The following is a 19,641-nucleotide window of genomic DNA, read 5'->3' on the forward strand; positions in this document are numbered from 1 at the left end:
GGATCGTCACGGACGGTGCGCTGTTCAGGCGCGGGAGGACTCCACGGCCTTGGCGAGGCGGCGCACGCCCTCGTCGATCCGGTCGGCCTTGACGGCCGAGTACGCCAGGCGCAGGCAGGACTCGCCGCCTTCGAGCACGAAGTCGGTGCCCTTGACGACCTGGACGCCCTCGTCTCCGGCCGCCGCGGCGACCTTCGCGCAGTCGACGCCCTCGCCGAGGTCGACCCACAGGAAGTAGCCGCCGTCGGGCACCACGAACTCGGCGTTCGGCAGGTGCGCGCGCAGGGACGCGGCGAGCTGGTCGACGCGCTCCTCCAGGGCGGCCTTCACGGTGGCGATCGAGCGGTCGAGCGCGCCCGAGGCCGCGAACTGGTAGATCGTGGCCTGCGCGAACATGTTCGGCGCGATGTACGTGTTGGTGGCGGCGGCCGCGATCGAGGCGATCAGGTCCGCGGGGCCGACCAGGTAGCCGGTGCGCAGGCCCGGGCACACGGTCTTGGAGAACGAGCTCGCGTACACGACGCGGTCCTCGTCGTCCTGCTCCAGCATGGTGGGGAACTGCCCGCCGCGGAAGCGGATGTCGAGGTACGGGTCGTCCTCGAAGATCGTGAAGTCGTACTCGCCCGCGAGCTGGAGCAGGCGGGTGCGCTTCTCGCCCGACAGCGTCACGCCGGCCGGGTTCTGGAAGTTCGGGATGATGTGCGCCAGGCGCGGGCGGACGCCGCCCTTGAGCAGGGCTTCGAGCTCGTCGACGTCGAGGCCGTCGGCCTGGACGCGCACCGGGTGGAGCTGGCCGCGGCGCTCGCGCAGGCCCAGGAGGGTCCGGTCGTAGCTGGGCCGTTCGACGATCACCGGGGTGTCGGGCTTGACGAGCGCGTCGAACAGGAACGCGTCGGCCTGCATCGAGCCGTTGGTGACCAGCACGTTCTCGGGGTTCACGTCGTGCTTGGCGGCGATCCACTCGCGCAGCGCCGGGTAGCCCACGGACGTGCCGTAGCCGGTGGTCCCGGCCGGGTCGGCGTCGAGGGCGGCCACGGCCGCGGCCTTGAGGCCCTCGGTGTCGACGATGTCGAGCGACGGGGCGCCCCGGGAGAAAGAGATGACGTCGGTGTTCGGCATGACACCAGCGTAAGCGGCCCACAGGGCGGACGTCGACCGGCATGTGCACAGGCCATGGCGGGCCTCACCCGGCGTCACGGGGAGTGAGGGCGGGTCAGGGGCGGTCAGGGCGCGGCACCGGGCGGCTCCCCGCGCGGCCCGCGCCGCGCGAGGAGCCCGGCGCGATACGGTGCAGGAGAAGCCGGTCGCGCCGAACCGCACCGCGCCGCCGCCGACGGGAGCCGCCGCAGCGGCGGACCGCGGCGGCGGGCGGCGCCGCCGCGGAGGTCTCGCGGCGGCGCCCGGCTGGTGAGAGCACAATCGAACCCGTGGTCCCCGGGCGGCGAGCCGCCCGCGCGGGCCCGGAAGGAGGAGGACGATGACGTCGCTCGACCGCACGCGGGCCCCCTGGCCCTACGATTTCCTTCCCCCGGTCCCGTCGTTCACGCTCGTCTCCGACGACGTCGCCGACGGCGAGACCCTCCCGGCCGCGCAGGTCGCCGGGCAGGACGTGTCCCCGCACCTGGCCTGGTCCGGCTTCCCCGCCGAGACCGCCGCGTTCGCGGTGACCTGCTACGACCCCGACGCGCCGACCGGCTCGGGCTGGTGGCACTGGATGCTCCTGGGCCTGGACGCCTCGGTGACCGAGCTGGCGACCGGCGCGGCCGGATCGCCGCCGCTGGGCGCGTTCCAGCTGCGCAACGACTCCGGCGGGGTCGGCTTCGCCGGCGCCGCACCGCCGCCAGGCGACCCCGACCACCGGTACCTGTTCGCCGTCCACGCCCTGAAGGACCAGGTCGCGGTCGACCCGGCCTCGTCGATGGCGATCGGGGCGTTCCACCTGACGTTCAACGCCATCGCGCGCGCCGTCATCGCCCCGGTGTACCGCAATGCCTGAGGCCGTGGTCCTCGCCGCCGCCCGCACGCCGCTGGGGCGCCGCGGCGGCGCCCTCGCGGGCGTGCACGCCGTCGACCTGGCCGCGCACGCGATGAACGCGGCCCTGGAGCGGTCCGGGCTCGGGCCCGACGCCGTCGACGACGTGGTGCTCGGCTGCGTCTCGCAGGTCGGCGAGCAGTCCTGGAACGTCGCCCGGAACGCGGTCCTCGCCGCGGGCTGGCCCGACGCGATCCCCGGGACGACCGTGGACCGGCAGTGCGGGTCGAGCCAGCAGGCGGTCGCGTTCGCGGCCGCGGCGGTCCTCGCCGGGCACGCCGACGTGATCGTCGCCGGGGGCGTGGAGTCGATGAGCCGCGTCCCGATGGGGTCGAGCCTCGGCGCCGGCGCGGGCGAGCCGTACGGTCCGGCGGTGCGCGAACGCTATGCGGCGCAGGTCGACGCGGCCGCGGCGATGCCGTTCAACCAGGGCGTGGCGGCCGAGCGGGTCGCCGCCAGGTACGGGATCGGCCGGGAGGCGATGGACGCGTTCGCGCTCGCCAGCCACGAGAAGGCCGCCGCGGCGGCCGACAAGGGCCTGTTCGCGGCCGAGATCGCGCCGGTCGCGACGGCGGCGGGAACGGTCGGCGCCGACGAGGGCGTCCGGCGGGACACGAGCCTCGAACGGCTCGCAGGCCTCAAGCCGGTGTTCCAGGCGGACGGGTCGGTGACGGCGGGGACGTCGTCGCAGATCTCCGACGGGGCGGCGGCGCTGGTGGTCACCACCGACGCGCACGCGCGGCGGCTCGGGGTGCGGCCGCTGGCGCGGATCGCGGCGGCGTGCGCGGTCGGGTCGGACCCGGTGCTCATGCTCGACGGGCCGATCCCGGCGACCGCGAAGATCCTGCGGCGCACCGGGCTCGACCTCGACGAGATCGACGTGTTCGAGGTGAACGAGGCGTTCTCGGCGATCCCGCTGGCGTGGCTGGCCGAGACCGGCGCGGACGAGGAGCGGCTGAACCCGAACGGCGGCGCGATCGCCCTCGGGCACCCGCTGGGCGCCTCGGGCGCGCGGCTGGCCGCGACGATGCTCCACCACATGCGGGAGACCGGGCTGCGGCGCGGGCTCCAGGTGATGTGCGAGGGCGGCGGCATGGCCAACGCGACGGTGTTCGAGCTCCTCTAGGAACCGGAGCAAGGGGGCGCATCAGGAAATATCCTGATAAATCCCCCTTAAGGGACCCCTGGCACAAGAGTACGCCGGGGGTCCGACATCGTTCCGGGGCCGAGCGATACGAGGAACGCTCGGGTCTCAGCGGGGGTGCGTCAGCGCCACTTCGAGAGGACGAGCAGGGCCGCGACCATGCAGGAGAAGCCGACCGCGAGGTTCCAGTAGCCCCAGGCCGCCACGGGGAACGCCATGCCCGAGAGGTAGAACAGCGTGAGCCAGCCGATGCCGATCACGATGAGGGCGACGGCGGTGATGGGGACCCACGTCGGGCTGGGCTCGTAGCTCTCGCCCGAGGTCGTGCTCTTACCCGGGCCCGAGCTCGAGTAGACCTTCTTCTTGCGCATGCGTGACTTCGGCATCGACGACTCTCCAACTGAGGGACATGTCCGGCCCCCAGGGTACCGTCCGCCGGTGACGCGCCGTCCGCGCGGCATCGCGTAGCTCACACCCCGGAGGCGCACTGCCCGATTCCGGGGTCCGGCGGCGTGTAAGGAGTAGTAGCGCATCCGGATGGACCGCACCGCGTCCGCCCGCGCGCCCGACACTCCCGGGCCGCGCCCGCGCCCGCGGTGGGCTGCCCGTTCGGGCGATACTCGCCTTCGCGGGACAACCCTAGGATTGCCTCGCGCGTTATGGTTACGACAGCGCCCACACGTTCAGAACACGGGCACGATTGAGGGGAAGTTCCAGGTGAGCGATCAGGACTGGTCCCCCTTCGCGGACGAGCCGCCGCCGCGCCGGCTGCCTCCGCAGGGGCCGCCGCCCGCTCCGCCACAGGGCGCCCCCGCCGCGGGCCGGCCGCCGCACCCCGAAGCCCGGCCGCCGCAGGCGGAAGCACCGCCGCCGCGCCCCGAAGCGCCGCAGACGCCCCCGCCGACCACCACCCCGCAGCCCGACCCGGCACCGCAGGCCGCGCCCCGACCTCCTCAGCCCCAACCGCAACCGCCCGTCACGCCCCCGTCGGCACCGCCGCCCGGCGGACCGCCGCAGAGTGCGCAGCCGCAGAGCGCTCCGCAGCAGGGTGGACCGGTGCAGCACGGACCCGCGAGCGCCCCTCCTCCGCACCTCCCGCCCCCGAACGCGCAACCGCCGCAAGGACAGCCGCCGCACGGGCTCCCGCAGGCCGGCCGTCCCCAGCCCGGGCCGCCCCAGGCCGCCCCCCAGGCGGGACCCGCCGCGCCTCCCGGACCCGCCGCGTCCCCCGCCGGACCCCCGAGCCCGCCCCGGCCGCAGAGCCCCCCGAAGCAGCCCAGCCCGCCCCGGACCGCCGGGCCCGGCCGCGCGAGCGTGCCGAGCGGGCAAGCGAAGGTCCCCGGCGCCTTCGGCGGCGGCATGGCCCCCGCCGAACCGGCCGAGCCCGACTTCGACACCACCACCGCGCTGCGGCCCCCGCGCCTCGCCAAGGCCCCGCTCGTCCCCGAGCCGGACGGCACCGCGATCCTCCCGGTGATCCCCGCCGACGACGTCCCCGCCCTGCCCGGCGCCGAGAGCGCCGCCCGCAAGAAGCGCACCGTCAAGCGCCACCGCGGCGAGGGCGGCGGCCTCCGCTCGACCGTCCGCGGCCTCGGCGAAGCCCTCATCACCCTCGGCGCGGTCGTGCTCATGTACGCCGCCTACGAGGTCTTCGGCGTCTCCGAGGCGATCAACGCCGAGCAGGACACCCTCTCCACCGACCTCGACACCATCTGGGAGGCCGAGGAGGACGACGAGGGCAACCCCGTCCCCGAGCTCGGCGACGTGTTCGCCCGCATGTGGGCGCCCGACATCCGCGCCGAGTCCTGGACCCTCGTCGAGGGCACCGAACCGGCCGACATCGAGTACGCGCCCGGCCGCTACCTCGACGGCGCGATGCCCGGCGAGCAGGGCAACTTCACCCTCGCCGGCCACAACGTGCCCGCGATCTTCCAGAAGATCCGCGACCTCCAGCCCGGCGACAAGGTCGTCATCGAGACCAAGGACTACTTCTACGTGTACGAGGTGCAGGAGCACGTCGTCGTCGACGAGACGCAGGTCGACATCACCGCGCCGGTCCCCGGCGACCCCGGCTCCGAGCCCGGCGACGAGGACTACTGGCTGACCCTGTTCACCTGCCATCCGCTGTGGGACAACTACGAGCGGTACGTCGTCTACAGCCAGCTCGTCGACACGATCGAGCGCGACCCCGCCGGCGAGCTGCCGCCCGCGGCGATCGACCCGGAGGCCTGACGTGTACTCGTGGATCTGGAGGAAGCTCCCGTTCGGCCTGCCCGGCAAGATCATCGGCTCGGTCGCGCTCGGCGCGGGCGCCTGCGCGCTGCTGTGGTTCGTGCTCTTCCCGGCCGTGCGCCCGCACATGCCGTGGAGCAACGTCGACCCCGCCGGGGGCGTCAACGTCGACCAGCCCGCCGACGAGGACGGCGGCGAGTCGCCGACCTGCACGCCCGGCGTGGACTGCCAGGACACCCAGTTCGACCCCGACGACTGGCAGACCGCCGAGTCCCCGACCGGGGAGGACGACGGGTGACCCGCGGGGCCGCGCCGTGACCCGGAGCGTCCTGGTGGTGGACTTCCGCGACTCGTTCGTCCACACCATCGTCTCCTACCTGCGGGCCCTCGGGGCCCGCGTCGACGTGCGCCGCTCCGACAGGACCGATGTGGACGAGGCCGCGCGGCTGCGCCCGACCGGGCTGCTCCTCTCGCCTGGCCCCGGGCGCCCCGACGAGGCCAAGCTCGGGCACGACCTGCTCGACCGGTTCGCCGGCGAGGTCCCCGTCCTCGGCGTCTGCCTGGGCCACCAGGTGATCGCCGAGCACTGGGGCGCGGTCGTCTCGCGCGCGGCCGAACTGCGCCACGGCGAGACCTCCCCGATCCGCCACGACGGCTCCGGCGTGTTCACCGGGCTCGCGAACCCGTTCACCGCCACCAGGTACCACTCGCTGGCGGTCGAGCCCGGCAGCGTCCACGACCCGCTCCAGGTGACCGCGACCAGTGACGACGGGACCGTCATGGGCCTGCGGCACCGCCGGATCGACGTCGAGGGCGTCCAGTTCCACCCCGAGTCGATCCTCACCGAGGACGGCAGCGCGCTCCTCGCCAACTGGCTGCGGCGCCTCGCGCCGGGCGGGGGCGCGTGAGGGCTCGCGGGCCCGGCGTCGAGTGTGGATGCCGCGGTCGCGCGCCGTCGTCGCCTAGGCTGAGTGCGGGGCGGCCCGCGCCCGTCCGATCCCGGGGGGGACCGCGCATGACCGATGAGGACTGGAATCCTCGCCGCAGGGGCACCGGCTCCGCGTTCGCCGGCGTCCTCCTCCTGCTGGTGGGGGCCTGGCAGGTCTTCATCGGGTACGCCGTGGCGAGCGGCGGCTCCTTCATGTTCACCGGCGGCGGCTACTGGTACCGCGCCGACAACACCGGCTGGGGCTGGGTCAACATCGCGATCGGCCTGGCCGCCATCGTGATCGGCTTCATGCAGGTCGGCGCGCCGCGTTCGCGGCGGCTGGAGCGGCTGCGCGGCGGCGGGTACGCGGGCGTGCTGGTCGCGGTCGTGTCGGCCATGAACCAGTTCTTCCTCGCGCCGCAGTACCCGCTGTGGGCGACGCTCGTCATCGCCGTCGACGTGTTCGTCATCTGGGCCCTGACCACCGGGCCCACCGCCGGCCGCGAGGACGAACCGCTGGAGCGGTAGGGGGATCGGACGCGCCGAGTTCTCCCGAACCGCCCCGCCCGCGCGCCGCGTCTGGGACGGTGGAGGGATGGGTGGACGCTCGATCGTCAAAGCCGCCAAGCGATACGCGGCCGAGAACCGCGGCGACGCCGCCGCGGCCCTCACGTACTACTCGGTGCTCTCGCTGTTCCCCGCGATCCTCGTGGGCACCTCCCTCATCGGCCTGCTCAGCGAGGACGCGACCGCGTCGCTCCTCGACGGGGTCGGCTCGCTCGTGCCCGGGGACTCGATGTCGATCATCGAGGACGCGGTCGCGCGGCTCCAGATGAACCCCGGCACCGCCGGGCTCGTCGCGCTGCTCGGCCTCGCCGCCGCACTGTGGGCGGCCTCGAACTACGTCGCCGCGTTCTCGCGGGCCCTCAACGCGGTCAACGGGACCGAGGAGTCGCGCAAGTGGTGGACGGTGCTCGTCGTGCGGATCGTGCTCACCGTCGTGGTCGGCGCCCTCACCGCCGTGTGCGCGGTCGTCGCCGCGACCGGCGGGACCGTGGCGCGCGCGATCGGGCGGACCCTGCACGCCGACGACGCCGCGGTCACGGTGTGGGCGTGGGTGAAGTGGCCCGCGATCACCGTGCTCGTCATCGTCATCGTCGCGCTCCTGTACTGGCTCGCGCCCGCGAAGCGCTCGCGCTTCCGCCTGCGCGCGCCCGGCGCGGTCCTGGCCGTCGTCCTGTGGCTGGCCGCCTCGGCCGGGTTCGGGCTGTACGCGTCGACCTTCGGGAACTACGACAAGACGTACGGGGCGCTCGGCGGCGTCATCGTGTTCCTGGTGTGGCTGTGGATCACCAACGCGGCGCTGCTGTTCGGCTTCGAGTACAACGCGACCGCCGATCCGGCGACGGACACGGCCGGGACCGCCGAGGGCGAGGCGGCCGAACCGAGCGCCGCCTGAACGAGCGCTCCCTGAACGGGTGGTGCCTGGCCGAGTGCTGCCTGGCCGAGTGGTGCCTGGCCGGGTGCCCTAACCGCTTCCCTTGGGCTGCACCAGGCCCGACTCGTACGCGAACACCACCAGTCCGGCCCGGTCGCGGACGGCGAGCTTCATCATGGCGCGGTGGACGTGCGTCTTCGCGGTGGCGGGGCTGATGAACAGCCGCTCGGCGATCTCGGTGTTCGTCAGGCCCCGGGCGACCAGCGCGACGATCTCGGTCTCGCGCGTGGTGAGCCCCTCGACCTGCCCGGCGAGGCGCGAGGGCGGGTGGGCGACGTACTCGGCGACGAGCTTCGCGGCGATCTGCGGCGACAGGAGGGTCTCCCCGGCGACGGCGGCGCGGACGCAGCGCAGGAGCTCCTCGGGCTCGGTGTCCTTGACGAGGTACCCGGCGGCGCCGGCGCGGAGGGCGTCGAAGACGTAGGCGTCGAAGGAGTAGTTGGTGAGCATGACGACGCGCACGCCCGCGAGCCGGTCGTCGGCGGCGATGGCGCGGACGGCGCTGATGCCGTCGCCGCCGGGCATCTCGACGTCGAGGAGGGCGACGTCGGGGAGGGTGTCGGCGGCGAGGCGGGCGGCGGTGGGGCCGTCGGCGGCCTCGGCGACGACGGTCATGTCGTCCTCGGCGTCGATGAGGGCGCGGAAGCCGCCGCGCATGAGCGGCTGGTCGTCGGCGAGGAGGACCCGGATCACCGCGACTCCTCGAGTTCGGCGCGGTGCTCCGGTGCGGCGGGGGCCGGGTCGGCGGCGGGTTCCGCGGGGTCGGGGAGGGAGGCGCGGACGGTGAAGCCGTACTCGCCGGGGCCGACGTGGAGGGTGCCGCCGAGGGCGTCGACGCGTTCGCGCATGCCGGTGATGCCGCGGCCGGGGGCGACGCGGGCGGCGGTGCCGTTGTCGGCGACCTCGACGGTGACGGCGTCCGCGTCGCGGTGGACCCGGACGCGGACGGCGTCGCCGCCGGAGTGGCGGACGGCGTTGGTGAGCGCCTCCTGGACGATCCGGTACGCGGCGTGGTCGGCCTCGGCGCCCATCGGGGCGGCGTGGTCGATGTCGCACTCGACGTCGATGGTGAAGCCGAGGCCCCGGTAGCGGTCGGCGAGGTCGGCGAGGCGGGCGAGGCGGTGGCCGTCGTCGTCGCGGAGCATCGTCAGGGTCTCGCGCAGCTCCCGGGTGGCGTCCTTCGCGGCCTCCTCGACGGCCACGAGCGCGGGCGGCGGGTCGTCGCCGCGCTTGCGCGCCAGGTGGAGTGCGACGCCGGCCTGGACGCGGATCACCGAGATGGAGTGGGTGAGGGAGTCGTGGAGCTCGCGGGCGATGCGGACCCGCTCGTCGGCGGCCTTGCGCTTGACCGCCTCCTCGCGGACGTGCTCGGCCTCGGCCATGTAGGCGTCGCGCTGGCGCCGGGAGAGACCGGAGATGAGGGCCACGTGGAGCCAGCCGACGACCAGGAGGGTGCGCTCGACGACCTGGGAGTCGAGCGTCCAGCCGGCGTTGTGGAGGTTGCCGAGGGCGGTGACCGCGGAGAGGGCGAACACCGTGGTGACCGAGAGCGCGCGGTAGCCGGTGTACATGGCGACGGCGATGGCGACCAGGGCCGGGACCACGGCGAGGGGGCCGACGCCGAGGGGGCCGGAGGCGAGGACCGAGCCGACGCTGACCACCAGGACCAGGCGCGGGTGGCGCCGCCACAGCGGGAACACCAGGGGCCCCAGCATGAGCGGGAGCCAGCCCCACGTCGGCATGCCGTCGCGGACGTCCTTGATGAGGCCCGCGGCGAGGGTGTCGAGGAGCATGACGGCGGTGACGACGAGGTCGAAGCGCCTGCCCGGCAGGGAGTGCGGGCGCCGGTCGGCCGTCCGGGTCTCGGGGGGAGTCGGCATGCCTCCGACTCTAACGCCCGGCCGGACCTGCGGCGTCGGCTCGCGGTGCAGGCGGGGCGTACCGCGCTGGGTGTACGCGGGGGCCGGTGCTGCTGCGTGCGGCGAGGCCGGGATTGCCGTCTCGGGGCGGACGCCGCGGGGCGCGGCGCCGGGGAGCCTGGAGGGGTGCGGCGGCCGTGAGGGCCGCCGAGTCAACCGAGGAGGCGCCCCCATGTCCCCCGCAGTCAGGCATGTCGTCCCTGTCGATCCGAAGCACGCCGAGGGCGTGGTGGCCGAGGTGTACCGGCAGGTCAAGAGCGAGCTGGGCGTGCTGGGCCCGGCGGTCACGATGTTCTCGCCCGCACCGGAGCTGCTGGCGCCGGTGTGGTCGCTGCTGCGGGAGTCGCTGCTCGTCGGCGGCCCCGAGGAGCGGCGGGCGAAGGAGGTCGTGGCGACGGTGATCGCGGTGCGCAACGGGTGCCGGTTCTGCACCGACGCGCACGTGACGCTGCTGCACGCGGCCGGTGAGCCGGAGCTGGCGGAGGCGCTGCGCGCGGGTGCGGCGCCGCCGGAGTGGGCGGCGCTGGCGGCCTGGGCGGCGGCGCCGACGGCGCGGGGGCCGTTCCTCGCCGAGGCGGCGCCGCGGTTCATCGGGACGGCGCTGGTGTTCGAGCTCATCACGCGGATGGTGAAGGTGCTGGCCGAGAACGAGGCGCCGAGCCCGGTGCTGGCGACGCGGCTGGGGCGGTCGGTGGGGTCGCGGCTGCTGCGGCAGGCGATGGCGGCGGACCTGGCGCCGGGTGCGAGCCTGCCGCTGCTGGAGGAGCGGCCGCAGTGGGCGCGGGGCACGGCGGTGCGGGAGCCGGCGTGGGCGGCGGGGTCGCCGGTGGGGCGAGCGTACGGCGCGGTCCGGTCGATGGCCGCGTACGGGTCGATGCTCCTGTCGGACGCGGCCGTGGAGTCGGTGGCGCGGACGGTGGGCGCGCGGGGCACGGACCTCGCGGACGCCGTGCCGGAGCTGGCGGGCGGTGCGGCCCTGCCGCGCGAGGCGGGCCTGGGCGCCCGGCTGGCGGTGGCGGCGGCGCTGGCGCCCGGGGCGGTCGCGGCGTCCGATGTGGCGTCGTGGCGGGGCGAGGTCTTCACCGACCACTGCGTGGTCCATCTGCTGGCGTTCGGCGCGATGACCGCCGTCGACGCCGTCCAAGACGAGATCGAGACGAGGAATGTCGATGCTTAAGTTCTATCGGGTGTGGACGGGCGTCATGCACGCCCTGATCGGGATCCAGTTCTTCCTGGCCGGGTACGGGGCCCTGGGGACCGGTTCGCCCGACGAGTCGTTCTCCCTGCACATCGTGAACGGCCGCGTGATCGCGGTCGTCGCCCTCCTGGGCATCCTGTTCGCGGCCCTCGCCCGGTCCGGCAGGAAGCTCGTCGGGATGGCCGCGGGCGTGTTCGGCCTGGTCGTGCTCCAGTCCCTCATCGCCCTGGTGAGCGTCGCCGGCACCGTGCCGGGCCAGATCATCTTCGGCTTCCATGCGATCAACGCCCTCATGATCATGGGCCTGGCCGAAGCCTCCGGCCGGCTCGCCAAGCGCCTCATCGAGGAGCGCAAGCCCGAGACCGCACTCCCCGTGGCGGCCTAGCGGACCCAGAGGAGACCAGGCCCGCGGCGCATCGCGCCGCGGGCCGCCCCGCGCACGCCTCACCCCTCGGCTGGAGTGAACCTCATCTCTTACGTGATCGCACAACGTGTTACGTCAGAGGCGCATGTCGCCGAGTGCTCGTAGCGTTGTGCGAGTGACGACTCACGCACACGACACGCCCTTGAAGCTCTGCCGGGAGCGACCGGAATTCGCGGTCGACCTCGCCAGCGAGATGCTCGGCATCCCGATCCCCGACTACGACGAAGCGATCCCCTACTCCGAATGCGCGACCGACTCCGTGGTCCGCGACCTCAACGCCGACAACGTCGTCCTCTGCCGCGAGGGCGGCCTCGCCCGGATGGGCATCATCCTGGAGATCCAGCAGGGTCAGGACAAGCGGAAGCGCTTCTCCTGGCCCGCCTACCAGATCAACATCCGGCACCGGATCGGCGCGCCGGTCGCCCTGATCGTCGTCTGCCCGACCTCGTCGGTCGCCGACTGGGCGGCGGAGCCGATCGAGACCGGCCACCCCGGGTTCGTCTTCCAGCCGCTGGTGCTCGGCCCTGACAATTATCCGAAGCTGACGACGGTGTCGGGCACCGGCGAACTCGCCGAGCAGATGGTGCTCGGCACCCTCGTCCACCAGTACGCGGCCGACAGCCGCCGCCTGTTCGCGGCAGCATCCGAGGAGCTCGCGGCGCTCCCTCCCGACCAGGCCGCACGATACGCTGAATACATGATGCGGCAGCTCAGCGAGCGGCCGCGCACGATCTTGGAGGCCCTAGTGCAGCAGGAAACCTACCCGTACCAGAGCAAGCTCCTCACCGATCGGGAAGCCCGAGGGGAGGCGCGCGGCGAAGCCCGCGGCGAGGCGAAGGGCGCGGCGGAGATCCTGATCGACGTCATCGAGGCCCGCGGGCTCTCACTCTCCGAGAACCAGCGCCGCCGGATCGAGCAGTGCACCGACACGAACCAGATCCGGGCCTGGGCCAAGCGCGCCGTCACCGCCCCGTCGGTCGGCGACATCATCGACTGACCCTCGGACCACGCGACGATGCGGGGGCGCCGGCGCTTTGCCGGCGCCCCGCCCGCCCTCCATACTCGGAGGATGAGCGGGGAGTCGAGGGTGCGGCGCCGGCGGTGTGCGCGGGTGCTGCTGGTGGACGAGGCGGGGCGGGTGCTGCTGTTCCACAGCCGGGACTACATGGGGCCGGGCGTGGAGTACTACGTCACCCCCGGGGGCGGGCTCGACGAGGGGGAGACGCTGGAGGCCGGGGCGGTCCGCGAGGTGTTCGAGGAGACCGGCCTGCGGCTCGAACCGGACGCGCTCGGGGCGGTGGTCGCCGAGACCGCCGGGATCTGGTCCGACGGCCCCGACCTCGTGATCGACTCCGAGGACGCGTACTTCTTCGTGCGCGTGCCGCACTTCGACCCCGTGCGCGACGGCCTGGAGGACATCGAGCGGGCCGAGTTCACCGCCGCCCGCTGGCTCGGCGCCGACGAGGTCGCCGCGGTCGACGCCCTCGTGTTCCCCGCGGGCGTCTCGGCCCTGCTCAAGGACCTGTTGGACGGTCCGAGACCCGCTGCGCCCCTTCGCCTCCCGTGGGGCGCCTGGACGTGGGACACCGATAGGGGCTGGACGACTACCGAGCGTGCCCCCATACTTGACCGGTGAGCGCGACGAACGAACCCACCCGAATCGACCGGTACGGCGCGCGGTGCATCGTGATCGACGAGCAGGACGCCGTCCTGTTCATCGGCCGGACCGCCACCGCCGAACGCCCCGCCCGCTGGTTCCTGCCCGGCGGCGGCATCGACCCCGGTGAGACCCCGCTCGACGCCGCCGTGCGCGAGCTGTCCGAGGAGACCGGCCTCCACGTCCCGCCCGCCGACGTGGTCGGCCCCGTGGCCCGCCGGTCCTTCAGCCGCGCCCGCGACGGCGAGGTCTTCACCCAGGACAACTACCTGTTCTTCACCCGCGTCGCCCGGTTCGAGCCCCGCGTCTGCGGCGGCGACGCCTACGAGCAGGACCTGGAGTTCCGGTGGATCGGCGTCGACGAGCTCGCCGCCGCCGACGGCCACGACGCCCCGTTCGACCCGCTCCTGCACCTCATCAAGCGCCTCATCGCCGGCGACGTCCCCACCGCGCCGCTGCGCCTCGAACCCGCCGGCAGCCGCACCGCCGACACCTCGGTCCGATGAGCATCGAGTCCGAGACCGGCGGCGAGTTCCGCACCTCCGCGCGCCTGGTCCTGCTCGCCCCCGACGACACCGTCCTCCACGTCGGCGGCAACCGCTGCCGCGAGGGCGTCGAGCGCTGGTTCACCCCCGGCGGCGGCGTCGAGGACGGCGAGTCGCTCGCCGCCGCGGCCGCCCGCGAACTGCACGAGGAGACCGCCCTCACCGTCGACCCCGCCGCGCTCGCGGGCCCGGTCGGCTTCGGGATCTACGCGTGCTTCGTCCGGGGAGGGCGCCTGCTGGTGCAGAAGAACTGGTACTTCTTCCTGCGCGTCGAGCGGTTCGCGCCCCGCATGCTCGTGGAGACCGGCTACGAGAAGGACCTCGTGTTCAAGTGGCTGCCGATCGAGGAGTGCGGGTCCACCGACGGCATGCTCGAACCCGATCGGCTCGTCGCGCTCGTCAAGCGCCTGCGCGACGGCGACCGCCCCGCCGCGCCCGTGGACCTCGGCGGCTCCTACGGCCCCTGGTTCGTCGACTAGCCCGGAACGCGACGGCGCCCCCGCTCGGACGAGCGGGGGCGCCGTGCCGTGCAGCGGCTGCTAGACCTCGTGCTCGGCGCGGTCGCCGGACCAGTCGGTGTGGAACGTGCCCTCGCGGTCGACGCGCTTGTACGTGTGCGCGCCGAAGAAGTCCCGCTGCCCCTGGATGAGGGCGGCCGGGAGGCGCCGCGAGCGCAGCCCGTCGTAGTACGCCAGCGCCGAGGAGAAGCCCGGCGTCGGGATGCCCGCGAGCGCGGCGGTGGCGACGACGCGGCGCCAGGCGTCCTGGGCGTCGGTGACGATCTTGGTGAACTCCGGTGCCGCCAGGAGCGTCGGCAGGTCGGGGTCCGAGCGCCACGCGTCGGTGATGCGGTCGAGGAAGCGGGCGCGGATGATGCAGCCGGCGCGCCACAGGGCCGAGCAGGAGCCGAGGTCGATGCCCCAGTCGTATTCGGCGGAGGCGGCGGCGATCTGGTCGAAGCCCTGGGCGTAGGCGACGATCTTGGAGGCGTAGAGGGCCTGGCGGACGTCCTCGGCGAAGGTCTCGGGGAAGTCGGTCTTGGCGCTGGGCCCGGTGAGCAGGTCGACGGCGCCTTCGCGCTGCTTGGTGCCGGAGGAGAGGGCGCGGGCGAAGGTGGCCTCGGCGATGCCGGTGACGGGGACGCCGAGGTCGAGGGCGTTCTGGACGGTCCAGCGTCCGGTGCCCTTCTGGCCGGCCTGGTCGACGATGACGTCGACGAGGGGTTTGCCGGTGGCGGCGTCGGTGTGGCCGAGGACTTCGGCGGTGACCTCGATGAGGTAGGAGTCGAGTTCGCCGGCGTTCCATTCGGCGAAGATCTTGGCGAGGTCGGCGGGTTCGATGCCGACGCCGCGGCGCAGGAGGTCGTAGGCCTCGCCGATGAGCTGCATGTCGGAGTACTCGATGCCGTTGTGCACCATCTTGACGAAGTGGCCGGCGCCGTCGGGGCCGAGGCGGGTGCAGCAGGGGGTGCCGTCGGGGGCCTTGGCGGCGATGGCCTCGAGGATGGGGCCGAGGGACTCGTAGGACTCCTCGGAGCCGCCGGGCATGATGGCGGGGCCGAGGAGGGCGCCTTCCTCGCCGCCGGAGACGCCGGTGCCGACGAAGTGGAGGCCCTGGTCGCGGAGGGCGGCTTCGCGGCGGCGGGTGTTCTCGAAGTGGGCGTTGCCGCCGTCGATGATCATGTCGCCGGGTTCCATGAGGGCGGCGAGCTGGTCGATGACGGCGTCGGTGGCGGGTCCGGCCTGGACCATGATCATGGCCTTGCGGGGGCGCTTGAGGGAGGCGACGAAGTCGGCGAGCTCCTCGGAGGGCACGAAGTCGCCTTCGCCGCCGTGCGCGTCGATCAGCTCGGTGGTCTTGGCGTACGTGCGGTTGTAGACGGCGACGGTGAAGCCGTGCCGGGCGAAGTTGCGTGCCAGGTTGGATCCCATGACGGCCAGCCCGACCACGCCGATGTCGGCGGTGCTCATGCCTGTCTCCCTACGTTGCGGTGGAGGTGTGCGCCCCGATTCTCGCCGGTCGGCCCGGCGCGGGAGGCGTCACCGCCGATCGTATCCACGCAGCGGGACGTGGGCGGGCCGTCGGCGGGGAGGGGAATCGCGGGTCGCGGCCCCGGGGCGGGGCGGTGGGGAGGCTTTAGGCTGGGGCCATGCAGTATCACGAATCCGTGCTCGGTCTCATCGGGAACACGCCGCTGGTGAAGCTGGGGTCCGTCACCGACGGCGCTCCGGCGACGGTGCTGGCGAAGGTCGAGTACCTGAATCCGGGCGGGTCCATCAAGGACCGCATCGCGCAGCGCATGATCGACGAGGCGGAGGCGTCGGGCGCCTTGAAGCCGGGCGGGACGATCGTGGAGCCGACGTCGGGGAACACGGGCGTGGGCCTGGCGATGGTGGCGCAGCAGCGCGGCTACCGGTGCGTGTTCGTGTGCCCGGACAAGGTGTCGGAGGACAAGCGGAACGTGCTGAAGGCGTACGGCGCGGAGGTCGTGGTGTGCCCGACGGCGGTGGACCCGGAGGACCCGCGCTCGTACTACAAGGTCTCGGACCGCCTGATGGGCGAGATCGAGGGCGCGTGGAAGCCGGACCAGTACTCGAACCCGGCGAACCCGGCGTCGCATTACGCGCAGACGGGCCCGGAGGTCTGGGAGCAGACGGACGGGCGGATCACGCACCTGGTCGCGGGGGTCGGCACGGGCGGGACGATCACCGGGATCGGGAGGTACCTCAAGGAGGTCTCGGGCGGGAGGGTGCAGGTCGTGGGCGCGGACCCGGAGGGGTCGGTGTACTCGGGCGGGACGGGCCGGCCGTACCTGGTCGAGGGCGTGGGCGAGGACTTCTGGCCGTCGAACTACGACCGGGGCCTGGCGGACCGGATCGTGGAGGTGACGGACGCGGAGTCGTTCGCGATGACGCGCCGCCTGGCCCGCGAGGAGGGCCTGCTGGTGGGCGGTTCGGCGGGGATGGCGGTGGTCGGGGCGGTCGCGGTGGCGCGGGACGCGGACCCGGGGGACGTGATCGTGGTGATCCTCCCCGACGGGGGCCGCGGGTACCTGTCGAAGATCTTCAACGACTCGTGGATGACCGAGTTCGGGTTCATGGGCGGGTCCGGGAAGACGACGGTCGGCGAGGTGCTGGCGGGCAAGGGCGGGGACATCCCCGAGCTGGTCCACGTGCATCCGCAGGACACGGTGCGCGAGGCGATCGACATCATGCGCCAGTTCGGGGTGAGCCAGATGCCGGTGCTGAAGGCGGAGCCGCCGGTGACGTCGGGCGAGGTCGCGGGCGCGGTGGCGGAGCGGGACCTGATGGACGCGCTGTTCGGGGGGAAGGCGACGCTGCACGATCCGATCGAGCGGCACATCGGTGCGCCGCTGCCGACGATCGGGTCGGGCGAGCAGGTGGAGCGGGCGGTGGCGGCGCTCCAGGACCGGGACGCGCTCATGGTGTTCGCCGAGGGCAAGCCGGTCGGGGTGCTGACGCGGCAGGACCTGCTCAGCTACGTGGAGCGGTGATGCCGGCGGTCATTTCGGCGGTTCGTTGACGCGGCGGCCCGGCCTCCCCTAATATAAGTCTCAACTTATACAAGGAGGGGCCATGTCGGCAACCGCAGACCCGATCACCGCCGCCAGGATGGTGGCCAGGGAGATCCGCACCGGCGAGCGCGAGGGCGCCGCCACGAAGGTGCTGGTCGCCCGCCGCACGTACCGCGCCGAGCAGGCCGACGTCTGGGACGCGCTCACCAGTCCCGAGCGCCTGCCGCGCTGGTTCCTGCCCGTCAGCGGGGACCTCGAGGTCGGCGGCCGCTACCAGTTCGAGGGGAACGCCGGCGGCCTCGTCGAGCGCTGCGAAGCCCCCGACTCGCTCTCGGCGACCTGGGAGTTCGGCGGCCAGGTCTCCTGGATGACCGTGAACCTGAGCAAGGGCGAGGGCGGCACCGTCCTCGAACTCGTCCACGAGGCGGTCGTCGACCCCGAGATGTGGCGCCAGTACGGGCCCGGCGCGGTCGGCATCGGCTGGGACGGCAGCCTGTACGGCCTCGGCGTCTACCTCGAGACCGGCACGCCGCTCGACGCCGCCGAGTTCGAGGCGTGGATGACCGGCCCGGACGGGGTCGCGTTCGCGCGCCTCGCCGGGGGCGGCTGGGCGCAGGCCGCGGTCGACGACGGCGACGACCGGGAGGCCGCCGACGCGGCCCTGGAGAACGTCGTCGCGTTCTACACCGTCGCCCCTCCGGAGGAGCCGCAGGCGTGAGCGGCGACGGTGCCGAGGCCGCGTTCGACGCGCTCGGCGACCCGGTGCGCCGCCGCGTCATGGAGCTCCTCGCCGAGGGCGAGGCGCCCGCCGGGGCCCTGGCGGCGATCCTCAAGGAGTCGCTGGGGATCTCGCAGCCGGCGGTGTCCCAGCACCTCAAGGTGCTCCGGGAGGCCGGGCTCGTGACGGTGCGCGCCGAGGGGACGCGCCGGATCTACGGCGCCGACGACGCCGGCCTCGCGCGGGTGCGCGCCTGGCTGGAGCGGTTCGCCGACGGGTTCGCCGGGCCGCTCGACGCCCTGGAGACCGAGCTCGCGCGGGGGAAGCGGGAGCGGCGCCTCCAGGGCCGGGCCGAGCCCGTCCGGGACCGGCGGAGGCGCGGCGCGGCGTAGCGGCGAACAGTTAGGAGTCCGACTCGTTTGGTTGCGGGGCTTGCAGAAGCGCCCCGCAAACCGGGCGAGTCGGATATTACTGCGAGCGGACCTCTTGACAAGCGGCGTGACGACCAGCACGATTGGGGAGTTACATTTAGGAATCTTTAAATATCTGGAGGTCCCTTGCGCCCCATCCGCAGAACGGCGATCACCGCCGCCGTCGCGCTCGCCACCGCGGGCGCCGCCGTCGCGGTGCCGATCGCCTTCGCCAACAACGCCTCCGCCCAGGTCGCCTGCGAGGGCCCGGCGTGGCGCTCCAGCGCCGTCTACGTGGGCGGCGACCTCGTCAGCCACCAGCAGCGCGAGTACCGCGCCAAGTGGTGGACCACCGGCGAGACCCCCGGCACCACCGGCCAGTGGGGCGTCTGGCAGGACCTCGGCGCCTGCGACGGCGCCGAGCCGCCGACCACCGAGGACCCGACCGACCCGCCCACGGGCGGCCCGGGCCAGGGCGGCAACAACCTCACCGGCTACTGGCACAACTTCGACAACGGCTCCGGCGTCATGGAGCTGAACGACGTCCCCGCGACCTACGACATCATCGCGGTGGCCTTCGCCGAGTCCACGACCACGCCCGGCCAGGTCGACTTCGCCCTCGACTCCAGCCTCACCAACGCCGGCTACACCGAGGCCGAGTTCAAGGCCGACATCGACGCGATCCAGGCCCAGGGCCGGGACGTCATCATCTCCGTCGGCGGCGAGCGCGGCAACGTCACCATCAACAACTCGGCCACCGCCGCGGCATTCGCGGGCTCGGTGGTCGGCCTGATGAACGAGTTCGGCTTCGACGGCGTCGACATCGACCTCGAGCACGGCATCAACGCCGGCGCGCTCGAGACCGCGCTGCGCTCGATCAGCTCGCAGAAGCCCGGCTTCACGTACACGATGGCGCCGCAGACGATCGACTTCCAGTCCACCTCCGCGGGGTACTACCAGCTCGCGGTCAACACCAAGGACATCCTGACGATCGTCAACATGCAGTACTACAACTCGGGCACCATGCTCGGCTGCAACGGACAGGTCTACGCCCAGGGCGACATCGACTTCCTCACCGCCCAGGCGTGCATCCAGCTCCAGGCCGGGCTCGCCCCGAGCCAGGTCGGCCTCGGCCTCCCGGCCGTCCAGAGCGCCGCGGGCTCGGGCTACGTCAACCCGACGATGGTCAACGACGCGATCACGTGCCTGGAGACGCGCCAGCGCTGCGGCGACTTCGTCCCCGCCCAGGCGTACCCGGGCATCGGCGGGGCGATGACCTGGTCGATCAACTGGGACGCGACGAACAACTACAACTTCGCCAACACCGTCGGCGGATAAGGCCCTACCCTCTCTCGCAAGTGGACCGGCCCCGCTCGTTCGAGCGGGGCCGGTCCGTGCGTC

General features: G+C 73.4%; 22 protein-coding genes. 17 read left to right on the forward strand and 5 right to left on the reverse strand.

Translation table 11 applies throughout. The annotated features are described in order from the left end of the window. Positions 1-24: 24 nt before the first annotated feature. A complete protein-coding gene (locus tag BLS99_RS24900; RefSeq protein ID WP_342761297.1) occupies positions 25-1,143 on the reverse strand; it encodes an aminotransferase-like domain-containing protein in 1,119 nt (372 codons plus the stop codon). Positions 1,144-1,477: 334 nt separating this feature from the next. Between BLS99_RS24900 and BLS99_RS24905 the strand changes: the two genes are divergently transcribed. Both BLS99_RS24905 and BLS99_RS24910 read left to right on the forward strand, forming a co-directional pair. Further along, a complete protein-coding gene (locus BLS99_RS24905; RefSeq protein WP_091054439.1) occupies positions 1,478-1,996 on the forward strand; it encodes a YbhB/YbcL family Raf kinase inhibitor-like protein in 519 nt (172 codons plus the stop codon). Then, positions 1,989-3,158 carry a thiolase family protein gene (locus BLS99_RS24910; protein ID WP_091054440.1) on the forward strand — a complete coding sequence of 390 codons (1,170 nt, stop codon included), beginning with the start codon at positions 1,989-1,991 and terminating at the stop codon, positions 3,156-3,158. The genes BLS99_RS24905 and BLS99_RS24910 overlap by 8 nt, the downstream gene beginning before the upstream one ends. 140 nt (positions 3,159-3,298) lie before the next feature. Here BLS99_RS24910 and BLS99_RS24915 read toward each other — a convergent pair whose 3' ends face one another. Next, positions 3,299-3,562, reverse strand: a complete 264-nt coding sequence (locus BLS99_RS24915) for a cell division protein CrgA (RefSeq protein WP_091054441.1) — start codon at positions 3,560-3,562, stop codon at positions 3,299-3,301. Between the two features lie 928 nt (positions 3,563-4,490). Here BLS99_RS24915 and BLS99_RS24920 point away from each other — a divergent pair. The 5 genes from BLS99_RS24920 to BLS99_RS24940 all read left to right on the forward strand — a co-directional run bounded on the left by BLS99_RS24920 (position 4,491) and on the right by BLS99_RS24940 (position 7,795). Further along, on the forward strand, positions 4,491-5,408 hold the full coding sequence (locus BLS99_RS24920; protein WP_091054442.1) for a class E sortase: 918 nt from the start codon (positions 4,491-4,493) through the stop codon (positions 5,406-5,408). A gap of 1 nt (position 5,409) precedes the next feature. Continuing rightward, on the forward strand, positions 5,410-5,706 hold the full coding sequence (locus BLS99_RS24925) for a hypothetical protein (protein WP_091054443.1): 297 nt from the start codon (positions 5,410-5,412) through the stop codon (positions 5,704-5,706). Between the two features lie 16 nt (positions 5,707-5,722). Then, positions 5,723-6,316 carry an anthranilate synthase component II gene (locus tag BLS99_RS24930; RefSeq protein ID WP_091054444.1) on the forward strand — a complete coding sequence of 198 codons (594 nt, stop codon included), beginning with the start codon at positions 5,723-5,725 and terminating at the stop codon, positions 6,314-6,316. A gap of 107 nt (positions 6,317-6,423) precedes the next feature. Next, complete coding sequence (locus tag BLS99_RS24935; protein WP_091054445.1) at positions 6,424-6,864, forward strand: DUF7144 family membrane protein; 441 nt, start codon at positions 6,424-6,426, stop codon at positions 6,862-6,864. Positions 6,865-6,931: 67 nt separating this feature from the next. Next, positions 6,932-7,795 carry a YihY/virulence factor BrkB family protein gene (locus BLS99_RS24940; RefSeq protein ID WP_091054446.1) on the forward strand — a complete coding sequence of 288 codons (864 nt, stop codon included), beginning with the start codon at positions 6,932-6,934 and terminating at the stop codon, positions 7,793-7,795. A gap of 69 nt (positions 7,796-7,864) precedes the next feature. Here BLS99_RS24940 and BLS99_RS24945 read toward each other — a convergent pair whose 3' ends face one another. Both BLS99_RS24945 and BLS99_RS26450 read right to left on the reverse strand, forming a co-directional pair. After that, on the reverse strand, positions 7,865-8,527 hold the full coding sequence (locus BLS99_RS24945; protein ID WP_091054447.1) for a response regulator: 663 nt from the start codon (positions 8,525-8,527) through the stop codon (positions 7,865-7,867). Next, positions 8,524-9,714 (reverse strand): sensor histidine kinase, encoded by a 1,191-nt coding sequence (locus BLS99_RS26450; protein ID WP_176953530.1) that lies wholly within the window; start codon positions 9,712-9,714, stop codon positions 8,524-8,526. Before BLS99_RS26450 ends, BLS99_RS24945 begins: the two co-directional genes overlap by 4 nt. A gap of 211 nt (positions 9,715-9,925) precedes the next feature. Here BLS99_RS26450 and BLS99_RS26455 point away from each other — a divergent pair, with 211 nt between their 5' ends. The 6 genes from BLS99_RS26455 to BLS99_RS24975 all read left to right on the forward strand — a co-directional run bounded on the left by BLS99_RS26455 (position 9,926) and on the right by BLS99_RS24975 (position 14,056). Continuing rightward, positions 9,926-10,930: a carboxymuconolactone decarboxylase family protein gene (locus BLS99_RS26455; protein WP_176953531.1), complete on the forward strand. Its 1,005-nt coding sequence runs from the start codon at positions 9,926-9,928 to the stop codon at positions 10,928-10,930. Then, positions 10,923-11,336 (forward strand): DUF6220 domain-containing protein, encoded by a 414-nt coding sequence (locus BLS99_RS24955; RefSeq protein WP_143034951.1) that lies wholly within the window; start codon positions 10,923-10,925, stop codon positions 11,334-11,336. The genes BLS99_RS26455 and BLS99_RS24955 overlap by 8 nt, the downstream gene beginning before the upstream one ends. A gap of 154 nt (positions 11,337-11,490) precedes the next feature. Then, positions 11,491-12,372 carry a hypothetical protein gene (locus BLS99_RS24960; protein WP_143034952.1) on the forward strand — a complete coding sequence of 294 codons (882 nt, stop codon included), beginning with the start codon at positions 11,491-11,493 and terminating at the stop codon, positions 12,370-12,372. A 72-nt stretch (positions 12,373-12,444) separates the two neighbouring features. After that, positions 12,445-13,011 (forward strand): NUDIX hydrolase, encoded by a 567-nt coding sequence (locus BLS99_RS24965; RefSeq protein WP_091054451.1) that lies wholly within the window; start codon positions 12,445-12,447, stop codon positions 13,009-13,011. After that, positions 13,008-13,538 carry an NUDIX hydrolase gene (locus BLS99_RS24970; RefSeq protein WP_091054452.1) on the forward strand — a complete coding sequence of 177 codons (531 nt, stop codon included), beginning with the start codon at positions 13,008-13,010 and terminating at the stop codon, positions 13,536-13,538. The genes BLS99_RS24965 and BLS99_RS24970 overlap by 4 nt, the downstream gene beginning before the upstream one ends. Further along, entirely contained in the window at positions 13,535-14,056 is a 522-nt protein-coding gene (locus tag BLS99_RS24975) for an NUDIX domain-containing protein (protein ID WP_091054453.1), read from the forward strand. Before BLS99_RS24970 ends, BLS99_RS24975 begins: the two co-directional genes overlap by 4 nt. A gap of 60 nt (positions 14,057-14,116) precedes the next feature. Here BLS99_RS24975 and gndA read toward each other — a convergent pair whose 3' ends face one another. Beyond that, positions 14,117-15,547: an NADP-dependent phosphogluconate dehydrogenase gene (gene gndA, locus BLS99_RS24980; RefSeq protein WP_091054454.1), complete on the reverse strand. Its 1,431-nt coding sequence runs from the start codon at positions 15,545-15,547 to the stop codon at positions 14,117-14,119. A gap of 179 nt (positions 15,548-15,726) precedes the next feature. Here gndA and BLS99_RS24985 point away from each other — a divergent pair, with 179 nt between their 5' ends. The 4 genes from BLS99_RS24985 (at position 15,727) to BLS99_RS25000 (ending at position 19,578) form a co-directional block, all read left to right on the forward strand. Continuing rightward, the gene (locus BLS99_RS24985) at positions 15,727-17,091 is read left to right on the forward strand and encodes a cystathionine beta-synthase (protein ID WP_091054455.1); all 1,365 of its coding nucleotides are present in this window, start codon (positions 15,727-15,729) and stop codon (positions 17,089-17,091) included. A gap of 82 nt (positions 17,092-17,173) precedes the next feature. Beyond that, positions 17,174-17,830: an SRPBCC family protein gene (locus BLS99_RS24990; protein ID WP_091054456.1), complete on the forward strand. Its 657-nt coding sequence runs from the start codon at positions 17,174-17,176 to the stop codon at positions 17,828-17,830. After that, positions 17,827-18,222: an ArsR/SmtB family transcription factor gene (locus tag BLS99_RS24995; protein ID WP_245712408.1), complete on the forward strand. Its 396-nt coding sequence runs from the start codon at positions 17,827-17,829 to the stop codon at positions 18,220-18,222. Before BLS99_RS24990 ends, BLS99_RS24995 begins: the two co-directional genes overlap by 4 nt. Before the next feature lie 165 nt (positions 18,223-18,387). Next, positions 18,388-19,578, forward strand: a complete 1,191-nt coding sequence (locus BLS99_RS25000; RefSeq protein WP_245712409.1) for a glycosyl hydrolase family 18 protein — start codon at positions 18,388-18,390, stop codon at positions 19,576-19,578. The last annotated feature ends 63 nt before the right edge of the window (positions 19,579-19,641 follow it).

This window comes from Glycomyces sambucus, assembly GCF_900102815.1.
Taxonomy (GTDB): Bacteria; Actinomycetota; Actinomycetes; order Mycobacteriales; family Micromonosporaceae; genus Glycomyces; species Glycomyces sambucus.